Raw genomic sequence first — 11,418 nt, 5'->3', positions numbered from 1 at the left:
TATGCACTGTTTTTTGCAATCCAGTCAAACTTCGAAGAATCTTTTTTCGACCAACCCTTCAGCAACCACCCCTTCCAGGGCAACCACTGAATCGCTGCAAAAGCGTCATCAGCCGAGCCCACGAGTATATGCCAAATCCATGGCCTCGCAAGACCTCGCTCAACAAAATCGACATCGGAACCTCTTCGTCCTGGAACGGCGCTTCGCGCCGCCCCAGGACGAAGAGGAGGCTCCTCCGATAATCCGTGCCACATGGCACTCATCACACTCCTCGACGCCCAACTCGCGTTCGGTCACGTCCCGCTGCTCGATCATGCGGACTTCTCTCTTCTCGAATCGGAACGCATCGGCCTGATCGGTCGCAATGGCGCGGGCAAGTCCTCGCTGCTCAAGATACTGGGCGGGCTGGAGAAGACCGACGACGGCACCCTCCAGCTCCAGCAGAACCTGCGCGTCGCCTACGTCGCCCAGGAACCCGTGCTCGATATGGATGCGGATGTATTCACCGCAGCCAGCCAGGGCCTGGGAAGCGTGATCGCCGTGCGCGATCTCTATCTGTCAGGCGCCGAAGGCCTCGACCTCGACGCCCTTCAGTCCCAGATCGAGGCCTTCGACGCCTGGAACTGGGAGCAGCGCGTCGAAGAGACGCTACACCGCCTCCACCTGGACCGCAACGCCCGCGTCGGCTCCCTCTCGGGTGGCACCCGCAAGCGTGTGGCCCTCGCCCAAGCCCTGGTGGCCGCCCCCGATGTGCTTCTATTGGACGAGCCCACCAACCACCTGGACCTCGACTCCATCGAATGGCTCGAACAGCTGCTGATCGACTTCAAGGGCAGCGTCGTCACCGTCACCCATGACCGCAGCTTCCTGAACCGTGTCGCCACCCGCATCATCGAGCTCGACCGCGGCAAGCTGGGCTCCTACCCCGGCAACTTCGAGCAGTACCTCCTGCAGAAGGAAGAGCAGCTCGCCCAGGAGGCCGTCATCAGCGCCAAGGCCGACAAGCTCCTCGCCCAGGAAGAAGTCTGGATCCGCAAGGGCGTCGAAGCCCGCCGCACCCGCAGCCAGAGCCGCATCACCCGCCTGCAGGAGCTGCGCGCGAGCCGCGTCGCCCGCCGCGATGTGCAGGGCAGCGTCAACATGGACGTCGCTTCGGGCCAGTCCAGCGGCAAGATCGTGGCCGAACTCACCGAAGCGACCAAGTCCTTCGGCGAGAAGACCGTCATCCGCAACTTCAGCGGCACCATCCTGCGCGGCGACAAGGTCGGGCTGCTCGGCCCGAACGGCGCCGGCAAGACGACGCTGCTCAAGCTCATCCTGGGCGAGCTCGAGCCCGACAGCGGCAAGATCCGCCGCGGCACCAACCTGCAGGTCGCGTATTTCGACCAGATGCGCGACAAGCTCGACCTCGACGCCACACTCGAAGACTTCATCAGCCCCGGCAGCGAGTGGATCGAAATCGGCTCGCAGAAGAAGCACGTCAAGAGCTACCTCTCCGACTTCCTCTTCTCCCCCGCCCGCGCCAACTCCCCCGTGCGATCGCTCAGCGGCGGCGAGCGCAACCGCCTCCTGCTGGCCCGCCTGTTCGCCCGCCCCGCCAACGTGCTGGTGCTCGACGAGCCGACCAACGACCTGGACATCGACACCCTGGAGCTGCTCGAGAACCTGCTGCAGGACTACGACGGCACCGTGTTCCTCGTGAGCCACGACCGCACGTTCCTGGACAACGTGGTTACCAGCACCATCGCCTTCGAGGGCGATGGCCGCTGGCGCGAGTACGAAGGCAGCGTTCAGGACTGGCTGATCCAGTCCAAGCGCGCGCGCGAAATCGCCGAGCAGCGCCTGGCCGCGGCACCGCCGCCCTCCGCCGCACCCGCGCCCGCCCCGGCGGCCGAGGCGGCGCCCAAGGCGGCCGCTCCCCGCAAGAAGCTCTCTTATAAGGAGCAGCGCGAACTCGAAGCCCTGCCCGCGCAGATCGAAGCCCTCGAAGCCGAGCAGAAGCGCATCACCGAGATGCTCGAGCTCGACGGCGGCGCCATCTACGCCTCCGACGCCTCGCGCGCCGTCGAGCTGAGCGAACGCCACGCCCGGATCGACGACGAGCTGCTCGCCGCGCTCGAACGCCAGGAAGAACTGGGCGTCACGCGTTAAGCAAGTCGAGCGCCAACGCCCCGCCTCGCGTCCGCCCGTCCGACGCGGGGCGGGCGCCGACTAGGCTATATATGCGGCTACCCCAACCCCCGGGAATCGCCGCATGCCTTCACCCTTCACGCGCTTCGGCCGATATGCCGTGCTCATCGCGGCATTGCTGCTGGGCGCCTGCGCCCAACTGCCGAAAGACGTCGACCGCCCCGTCACCACGGCGCTCGCCTCGCCGAACGACACCGCGCTCGGCGCGCTGGTCCGCCAGCGGCGCCAGGCCGACAAGGCGCGGTTCGAATCGGGCTTCCTGCTGCTGGGCGGCCCGCCCGCCGCATACGGCAGCCGGCTCGCGCTGATCGAGGGCGCGCAGAAGACGCTCGACCTGCAGTACTACGCCATCCACGCCGATGCGAGCACGGGCCGCCTCGTGCGGGGCCTCAGGTCAGCGGCCGAGCGCGGCGTGCGCGTGCGCATCCTGCTGGACGATTTCCACAGCACCGGCCGCGACGCGCTGGTGCTGGGCCTGGCCTTCGTGCCCAACATCGAGATGCGCCTGTTCAACCCGCTCGCGGGTGCGCGCGATTCCACCTTCAGCCGGCTCTTCAATTCGATCGGCGACGCCTCGCGCATCCAGCAGCGGATGCACAACAAGCTCTTCCTGGCCGACAACGTGCTCGGCGTCACCGGCGGGCGCAACCTGGGCGACGCCTATTTCGGCAATGCGGCCACCGGCAACTTCGTCGACCTGGACGTGCTGGCGGCCGGCCCGATCGTGCAGGACCTCTCGCGCAGCTTCGACAGCTACTGGAACAACGAGCGCGCCTATCCCGTGCAGTCGCTGGTCTCGCGCGAGGAGTTCCAGGAAATCCGCGAACGCGCGCGCAAGGCCGACAAGGAACTGACCGACGAAGCCGCAGCGGCGAAGAAGGATGATCCCGCCGCGCCCGAAAGCAAACCCAAGCCCGACGCCCCGCCCACCGCCGCCCAACGCGCCCGCGCCTGGGACGAGAAACCGCTGGACCTGCGCACCGCCACCTTCGTCTGGGCGCCGGCCGTGATGCTGGCCGACCAGCCCGGCAAGATCCCGGCCGACACCGGCCCCGGCGCGACGCGCGAGCCGGGCCTCGTGGTGAGCCAGTCCGCCGACGCGGGGCGCGCGCCGCGCGCCGCGAACGTGCCGACGCCCTCCCGGAAATCGCCGAGTTCACCGGCATCGCTCGCCGCCGCATCGGACGCGGCCGCCAGCGGCGACACCGTGGTCGAAGGCCTGCTGCAACTCATCGGCCAGGCGCGCTCCGAACTCCTGATCATCTCGCCCTACTTCGTGCCCGGCCAGGACATGAAAGAGGCCTTCGCCGCGGCGCGCGCCCGCGGCGTGAAGATTCGCGTGCTCACCAATTCACTGGCCTCGAACGACGCGCCGGTGGCGCACGTCGGCTACGCGCGGCACCGCGAAGAGCTGCTCAAGATGGGCATCGAGCTCTACGAGCTGCGCAGCGAGCAGAGCACCTTAGGCACGGTCTTCGGATCGGGCTCCTCCGGCGGCGGCGCCGGCGGAAGCAGTGCCACCGGCGAATCGCGCGCGATGCTGCACTCCAAGGTGCTGGTGATGGACGGGCGGCTGCTGGTCGTCGGCTCGATGAACCTGGACCTGCGCTCCCAGCTGCAGAACACCGAGATCGCCCTCCTGATCCGCAGCGACGAACTCTCGCGCGTGGCCGGAGAGCAGATCGAGCGCGGCATGCGCGAGCGCTCCTGGCACGTGGAGCAGGTCAACGGCGCGCTGGTGTGGCACGCGCCCGAAGGCAGCGGCCTCGCGGACTCGACCACCGAGCCCGACGCCAGCGCCACGCTGCGCCTGATGCTCAGGCTCTTCGGTCCCCTGGCGCCGGACCAGTTGCTGTAGCCGACGCCGTCAGTGCTTGTGGGCGGCGCCGCCGGCATCGGCGCCTTCTGGCGCGCCCACGGGCAGCGTCAGGTCCAGCGCGGTCTTCACGCCCTTGGCGTCCTCGAACTTCAGGGTGAACGGCACGGTCGCGCCCTTGGCCAGCGCGCCCTTCAGGTCCATCATCATCACGTGGTAGCCGCCGGGCTTGAGCTCGACGGTCTGGCCCGCGGGCAGGTCCAGGCCGCCCGGGAGCTCGCGCATCTTCATGGTGTCGCCCTCCATCTTCATCTCGTGCACCTCGGCCACGCCGGCCGCGGGCGTGGAGATGCCGACCAGCTTCGCGCCGGTGGGGGCAGTGAGCTTCATGAAGGCGCCCGTGCCGCTCTGGCCCGGCACCGACTGCCGCACCCAGCCGCCCTGCACGTCGACCGTGGCCACGCCCTGCGCCACCACGTTGAGCTTTGCCGCCGGCGCCTTGAGCCCCGCGGTCGAATTGCCCGATGCCGGCACCTCGGCCCAGTCGGCGGCGCCCACGTCGCAGGTCTGCAGCACCTTGAACCACAGCGTGCCCGGCGTACCCGGCACCTTGCCGCGCAGCACGAATTCGCTGCGCTCCTTGCCGGGCAGCGCGTCCTGCGGGGTCTCGGCGGTCCAGCGCACTTCGCCGTCGCCGGCATTCTTCTGCACGTCCAGCTTCCAGCCCTTGCGCGCCTGGGCATCGGTCAGCACGAAGCCCTTGGGCAAGCGCACTGCAAGACCGGTGGTGGCATTGGCGCCTTCGCAGGCATGGCCGACGCGGAAAGCGGCGTTGTAGTCGCTGCCGACGGTGGCGCCGCCGGGCGGCAGGGTGACGTGGGCCAGCGCGGCGGCGGCGCCGGCCAGCATGGCGCAGGCGGCCAGGGTCTTGACGGTGAAGGCGGGCGTGAAGGGGGAGGTGAAGGTGTTCATGTCGGCATGTCCTTGCAGATGAATGAAAGGGATGAAAGCGTCAAAGGTCGAACTTGAGTTCGGCCACGTAGGTGCGTTGCGGGTACGGGTGGAAGGCCCAGTACCTGTTGTTGTTCAGGTTGTCGATGCCGAAGGCCGCGCTCCACTGCCGGTCGATGCGGTAGCGGATGCGCGCGTCGACCACGAAGAACTTCGAGAAGCCCATGTACGCGAAGCCGTTCGGGTCGCTGTTGTCCAGCGAACCATACTGCTTGCCGCTGTAGCGCATGCCCACGGTGTAGCTCCACTTGGCATCGGGCCGCCAGGTGGCCAGCAGCGCGGCGCGCACCTTGGGCACGCGCGGCTGCTCCCGGCCGACGCTCGCGGGGAAGCCGCTGTTGGCGGTGATCTTGGAGTTCGTGAGCGTCACGCTGCCGCTCAGGTCGAAACCCTTCACGCCCACGTCGGTCGCGTTCAGCGCCACCTCCAGGCCCCGGGTGCGAATGGCATCGACGTTCTGCACCGTGCTCACGAGGTTGTTGAGCGCCTGGCTGTAGAGCGCGTCCTTCGTGTTCTCGAAGAACAGCGTGGTGCGCAGCATGCCGTCCACGCCCCAGCCCGTGAGGTCGCGCTCGGCCGTGAGCTCGGTGGTCCACGAGCGCTCGGGGCGCAGGTTCGGATTCGTGTTGACGATGCGGTTGCCGTCGATCGAGCCCTGGTAGAGCTCGCTCACCGTGGGCATGCGCACCGCGCGGCCGGTCGAGGCCTTGAAGAGCCACTCGGGCGTGGCCTGCCAGGCGAGGGCCGCCTTGGGCGAGTCGTAGCTGTTCTTGCGCGGCGCGAAATCAAGGAGCCGCGTCGCGTTGCCCAGTTGCCCGCCGTAGGCCTCCCAGCGCTCGTGGCGCAGGCCCAGCGTGGTCTTCCAGTCTTTCGCGAAGCGCCAGGTGTCCTGCAGGTAGAGCGATTGCAGCCGGGTGTTGCCGTTGAAGGCCGAGAACGGCGTCACGGCCGGGCCGGCGATCCAGTCGAGCGTGTTGCCGACGCTGGTGCGAAGGCGTGCCGTGTCCTGCTGGAAGCCGAAGTCGACCACGTGCGCGCCCACGCCCTCGGCCGAGCCGGTGGGGCGCCAGGTGCCCGCGGCCTTGAAGGTGTTCCAGCCCGAGCCGCCCATGTCGGTGGTGCGCCCCGCACCGCCATCGAAGGCGCCGGGCAGCGGCGTGGTCGGCGTGCGCGAGGTGTCCTTCGAATAGTCGAACAGGCTCGCCGCCACCTCCCAGTCGAACACGCCGCCGGTGTGGCTCTTCACCGAGAGGCCGTGCATGTAGTGGGTGAGCGCGGTCTCGGTCGGCGCGAGCGCGGCGCTGGGCGCATCGAGGTTGTAGGTGCGCCCGCCGATGTTCACGCGCCCCGAATACACGGGCTGTCCGAATGCATTGCGCAGGTACGTGTCGACGCCGCCGTGCGTGGTGTTGTTCCAGGCGCCCAGGGTGTAGGTGGCGCGGATGGTGGGCGAGAAGTCGTAGGCCACCTTGAGCTTGGCCTGCTCCTGCGTGGTGTCGTAGAGGGTGGAGCCGCCCACCAGCCACCACGGCTGGTTCGACGGGTTCAGCCCGAGCACCGCGCCGGTGACCGGCGTGCCCGCACTGCCCACGGTGCCGGCGCTCACGAGCCGGTTGCCGAACACCAGCGCCTGCCCCTTGCTGTGGGTGCGCGAGGCGTTCAACCACCACGACCAGTCGCCGCTGCGGCTGCCCAGCGACAGATCCAGTTGCTCGCCCGCGGGCGACGAATGGCTGTTGTACAGGTCGAAGTTCGAGGCGAAGCCGCTCAGCTTGACGTGCGCCTCCAGCTGCGTGGGCATGCGCGTCACGTAGTCGACCACCGCGCCCACCGAGTTGCCCGGGTAGGCGGCCGAGAACGGCCCGTAGAGCACGTCGACCCGCTCGATTTCCTCGGGCGACACCATGCCCCAGCGCGGCGCGTAGGTGGCGCCGTTGCCCAGCGGGTTGGACAGCATGATGCCGTCCGCATAGACCATCGAGCGCGCGCTGTTGCCCGTGCCCGAGGCGCGGGTGGCGAGCACCGCGTGGTTGAAGTCGCCGATGTAGCGCTTGCGCACGACCAGGCTGGGCAGGTACTTCAGGGCGTCCTCGGCATCGGTCGCGTTGACCGTCGCTGCGATCTGCTCGTGCGTCACGCCCTCGATGGTGGTGGGGATCTGCGCCGGCAGCGACGTCGGCCGGCCGCCGGTCACGGTGATGGCGCCGAGCGCCCGGCCGGTGCCGGCTTCAGGCGCGTCGGCGGCCGGTTGCTGTTGCGCCCACACGGGCGCGCTGAGGGGAAAGGCCATGGCGATCGCCAAGGCGCGGGAATGCTTTTTCACTGGGAACCTGCTCCACGAACTTCAAGCCGGACGGGCCGCGGGCACCCTCGATCGGGCGCACGCGGCTGGGGTTTGGAAAGCGTCAGGACAGGTTCGGGGGCCCGCGCGCCGGCAGCGGCGCCGCGGTGGCCGCGGCAAGGCGCGCGGCGGGAATCGGCTGGACCACGCGGCCCAGCGGGAGGGGAAGGTCGAAAGCGGCCACGGCCATGGCCGGCGGCGGCGCGCCGGTCAGCACGCACAGCGGGCAGTCCATGTGCGAGGCGCCCATTTCCCGGGCGCCGTCTTCGGTGTGCACCACCACCTTGATGGAGCCGGCGCTGGAGCACACCAGCTCCATGGCCTGCGGATGCACGATGGGCGAAGCTACCGCCACGCCCAGGGACAGCATGAACCACAGCAGCACCCAACGGCCGACCTGGCCGATACGGCCGAGGAAGGGGGTGTGGGGGCGCTGCAGGTGCATGGCGGTCGCGATTATCTGCGCACTTTGCCCTTGGGAGCCGCTGCGGGCGCGCGGGCGGCCGCCTTGGCTGGCGCCTTGGCGCCCTTGGACGCCGGCGCGGCCTTCGAGGATTTCGCCCCGCTCGCTCCCTTGGCGGCCGGCGCGCCCTTCCGGACGTTTTGGACTTTCTGCCCCTTCTGTCCCTTGACCGCCTTGCCCCCGCGCACGGCCCGGGGCGCCGGCTCGGGCGCCGAGAGCGCCGGCATCGGCACCGCCGTCTGCGCCTGCGCGCTGGTGAGCACCGGCGTCACGGTGAAGCCGCGCTGGGCCATCAGTGCCGGCAACCCTTGCGAGCCGATCATGTGCAGCGCCCCGACCGCGGCGAACACGCCCTTGCCGCCCGCATGCATGCGCTCGATGCCGTCGGCCAGCCCGGGGTTGCGGTCGTCCAGCAGGCGCTTCATGAGCCGCTGCTCGGCGGGGGTGCGAAGGCAGTCGCACCAGTCGGCGTAGCGGGCCAGCTTGTCGGCGTCGCTGCGCGCCCAGACATCGGCCAGCTCCTTCATCTGCCCGCGCAGCTTGCCCGACTCCAGTTCGTCGAGCGCCGCATCGACCTGCTCGGTTTCTTCCGCTTCGGAATCGCCGGTCAGCGCCTTCACCTGCTCGGCCGCGTTCTCCAGAGCGAAGATCGGCTTGTTGCCGTTGCGGGCGGACACTGCCATCGTCTCGTCGACGCCGAATTCGGGGTACAGCCCGTCGGCGCGCGCCACCAGGCCGGCCAGCGCCGACACCTGCAGGATGGGCTGCAGCTTCGCCGTCGCGCCCGGCGGCACGCAGGCCTCGGCGTTCTGGCGGTCGAGCCGGCGCGCGCGTTCGCCGCTGAGCATGCGTTGCAGCAGCGCCGGATCGGCCGGCTGGCCCATCACGCGGGCGGTGGCTTCGTCGCGCGCGTCGATCTCCAGCGCGAGCGCATCGCTCTGCGCCAGCGCCTTCTGCACGGTGGGGCCGGGCCGCACCCATTCGGCGCGGCCGATGTGGATGGTTCCGTAGAGCCAGGAGGTGCGCCCGTCGCGCTCGATGCGCCAGAGCATTCCGCGGTCGACGCCGTTGCGCACGCCCGAGCCCAGCTTGGCGAGGCTGGCGATGGCCGAGGGCGGGCAATCGGCCGCGTGCGCCGCGACCGCGAACACGCACAGGACGCCGGCCAGGGACTGACAGGCAAGGCGCGCAAGGCGCCCAGGGGTCGAAAAATCAGTGGTGCGCTTCAGCGCGGCGAGGATCCGGCGTATCCGCAAGGCCTGCTCCATCATGAAAGAAAGTCCGGCATTCTCACAGCACCGCTGCCCATAATCCGAAACCATGCAGAGCATCTTCCACCTTGCCTTTCACGTGCGCGACCTCGACGGTGCGCGCCGCTTCTACGGCGACGTCCTCGGTTGCGCCGAGGGCCGCAGCACCGACACCTGGGTCGATTTCGATTTCTTCGGCCACCAGATCTCGCTGCACCTGGGCGAGCCCTTCGCCACCGCGCGCACCGGGCGCGTGGGCGACGTGATGGTCCCGATGCCGCACTTCGGCCTCGCGCTGGCCCTGCCCGACTGGCAGGCGCTGGCCGAGCGGCTGGAAGCCGCGAACACCGATTTCGTGCTCGAGCCCCAGGTGCGCTTCGAAGGCCAGCCGGGCGAGCAGTGGACGATGTTCTTCTGCGACCCCTTCGGCAATCCGATCGAGGTCAAGGGCTTCCGTTCCCTGGCCACCCTCTACGACAAGTAAGGCCACGTGGGATACACCTTCGCATCGGCCACCGTGTTGCTGCTGCTGATCACCGATCCGCTGGGCAACATCCCGATCTTTGCCAATGCCCTGAAGGGCGTGGCGCCCGAGCGGCGCACCCGGGTGATCGTGCGCGAGGTGCTCATCGCCTTCGCGCTGCTGCTGGGCTTCATGTTCGTGGGCGACGGGTTCCTGCGGGTGATGGGCCTCTCGGGCCTTTCGCTGCAGATCGCCGGCGGGGTGGTGATGTTCCTGATCGCGCTGCGCATGATCTTCCCGCCGGAGCACGGTACTGCACCTGTCGCGGCACCGACGGAAGAGCCGCTGATCGTGCCCCTGGCCGTGCCCGCGCTGGCCGGCCCCTCGGCGCTGGCCACGGTGATGCTGCTGGTGTCGCAGGCGCCCGAGCGGCGCCTCGAATGGGTGGCCGCGCTCAGCGTCACCATGGCCGTGTGCGCCATCGTGCTGGTGCTGGCCGAGCGCATCCAGCGGCTGGTCGGCGAGCGCCTGGTGCTGGCCTTCGAGCGGCTCATGGGCCTGATCCTGGTCGCCGTGGCGGTCGAGATGATGATCCGCGGCGTCAAGCTGCTGGCTTCGGAAATGGGGAGGTAGCCGTCCACATGCCGTTCTTCGCAGAGCCCCACCTGGCGGCCCGGATCTTCCGGCTCACGCTGACCACCCTCGTCCCGCTGCCGTTCCTCTTCGGCGCGAGTGCCGCCCAGGCGGTGCAGGTCTGCGAGCTCAACGGCCAGAGCGTGAGCCCCTCCAACGGCAGCACCACCGCCGGCAAGACCGGCCTCATGCGCTGCAAGGACGGCACCACCGGCGAGCTGCAGCGGGAGCAACAGGTGCAGAGCGGCGTCTTCATGGGCCTGGTGCGCTTCTACGAAAAGGGCAAGCTCGCGCGCGAACACACCATCAACGCCAAGGGCAACATGCAGGGGCGCGCGCGCGAGTTCTCGCCCGCCGGCCAGGTGCTGCGCGAAGCGGTGTACGACGACGGCCAGGAGCGCGGCCTGGTGCGCAGCTTCTACCCCGGCGGCCAGTTGCGGCGCGCCACCTTCTACCCCGACACCGGCGCCGGCCCCGAGCGCGCCTTCGTCGAATTCACCGAGCGCGGCCAGATGGCGATGCTGCGCTGCGGCGAGGCGCCGGTGCTGGCGCCCGTGGCCGACGACGCCAGGCTGTGCGGCTTCACGGGCGGCGCGTCGCAGGTGGACCTCTTCGATGCGCGCGGCACGCTGCGCTCGCGGGTGTCGTACCTGGCGGGCAAGCGCGTGCGCAGCCAGGAGTTCTACGACAACGGCAAGCCATCGACGCTGGACGAAACCACCGGCAACCAGCGCGTCGAGCGCAGCTTTTCGTCCGAAGGCGTCAAGCGCCGCGAGACCGTGTGGCTGCTGGTCGAGCGCACCGCCATCCGGCAGCGCGAGCAGGAGTTCTCCGAAAAAGGCACCGTGGTGCGCGACCAGCGCTGGACGCCGGTGGGCGAGCCGCTGCGCGACGACAGCTTCTATCTCAACGGCCAGCCGCGCAGCAAGGCCGTGTACAGCGGCACCGGCACCGCGCGCACGGTCGAGGTGACCGAGTTCTACGACAGCGGCCAGCGCGCCGCCCAGGGCCGCTACCTCGCGCAGGGCCGCGGCCGCCAGGTGCCCATCGGCACACACCAGCGCTTCAGCGAAAAGGGCACGCTGCTCGCCGAATCGAACTTCGACGCCAAGGGCCGCGTGACGCGCGAGCGCGCATGGGACGAGAACGGCGACCTGCAGAGCGACGACGAAGTCTTCGAAGACGGCTCGCGCAAGGCCTTCACGCAGTAAGGCTCGCCCCCAGGCTTCGCGCACTTCGTGTCGCTTCTCC

Annotated in this window: 9 protein-coding genes; 5 read left to right on the top strand and 4 right to left on the bottom strand. The window is 69.4% G+C overall.

What is annotated here, in order from left to right:
* The first annotated feature begins 252 nt into the window (after positions 1–252).
* Positions 253–2,151: an ATP-binding cassette domain-containing protein gene (locus tag JC881_RS25140; protein WP_198788436.1), complete on the top strand. Its 1,899-nt coding sequence runs from the start codon at positions 253–255 to the stop codon at positions 2,149–2,151.
* A gap of 103 nt (positions 2,152–2,254) precedes the next feature.
* Positions 2,255–4,048: a phospholipase D family protein gene (locus JC881_RS25135; RefSeq protein ID WP_198788435.1), complete on the top strand. Its 1,794-nt coding sequence runs from the start codon at positions 2,255–2,257 to the stop codon at positions 4,046–4,048.
* Positions 4,049–4,057: 9 nt separating this feature from the next.
* On the opposite strand, the gene JC881_RS25130 is transcribed toward JC881_RS25135, so the two are convergent.
* From JC881_RS25130 to JC881_RS25115, 4 genes are all read right to left on the bottom strand, one after another.
* A complete protein-coding gene (locus JC881_RS25130) occupies positions 4,058–4,978 on the bottom strand; it encodes a copper chaperone PCu(A)C (protein WP_198788434.1) in 921 nt (306 codons plus the stop codon).
* Positions 4,979–5,018: 40 nt separating this feature from the next.
* Complete coding sequence (locus JC881_RS25125) at positions 5,019–7,307, bottom strand: TonB-dependent receptor (RefSeq protein WP_198788433.1); 2,289 nt, start codon at positions 7,305–7,307, stop codon at positions 5,019–5,021.
* Between the two features lie 115 nt (positions 7,308–7,422).
* Positions 7,423–7,803 carry a DUF2946 family protein gene (locus JC881_RS25120; RefSeq protein ID WP_198788432.1) on the bottom strand — a complete coding sequence of 127 codons (381 nt, stop codon included), beginning with the start codon at positions 7,801–7,803 and terminating at the stop codon, positions 7,423–7,425.
* An 11-nt stretch (positions 7,804–7,814) separates the two neighbouring features.
* On the bottom strand, positions 7,815–8,972 hold the full coding sequence (locus JC881_RS25115; protein WP_332875285.1) for a TraB/GumN family protein: 1,158 nt from the start codon (positions 8,970–8,972) through the stop codon (positions 7,815–7,817).
* A 169-nt stretch (positions 8,973–9,141) separates the two neighbouring features.
* Here JC881_RS25115 and JC881_RS25110 point away from each other — a divergent pair, with 169 nt between their 5' ends.
* From JC881_RS25110 to JC881_RS25100, 3 genes are read left to right on the top strand one after another with little or no spacing between them, the layout of a single operon-like run.
* Positions 9,142–9,555 (top strand): VOC family protein, encoded by a 414-nt coding sequence (locus tag JC881_RS25110; RefSeq protein ID WP_198788431.1) that lies wholly within the window; start codon positions 9,142–9,144, stop codon positions 9,553–9,555.
* A 6-nt stretch (positions 9,556–9,561) separates the two neighbouring features.
* Positions 9,562–10,167, top strand: coding sequence for a MarC family protein (locus JC881_RS25105; RefSeq protein ID WP_198788430.1), 606 nt, complete (start codon positions 9,562–9,564; stop codon positions 10,165–10,167).
* Positions 10,168–10,175: 8 nt separating this feature from the next.
* Positions 10,176–11,378 carry a toxin-antitoxin system YwqK family antitoxin gene (locus tag JC881_RS25100; RefSeq protein WP_198788429.1) on the top strand — a complete coding sequence of 401 codons (1,203 nt, stop codon included), beginning with the start codon at positions 10,176–10,178 and terminating at the stop codon, positions 11,376–11,378.
* The last annotated feature ends 40 nt before the right edge of the window (positions 11,379–11,418 follow it).

Source organism: Variovorax sp. IB41, assembly GCF_016405905.1.
GTDB lineage: Bacteria > Pseudomonadota > Gammaproteobacteria > Burkholderiales > Burkholderiaceae_C > Variovorax.
Note: the sequence above shows the minus strand (reverse complement) of the source record. Positions and strands in the feature narration are given on the sequence as shown.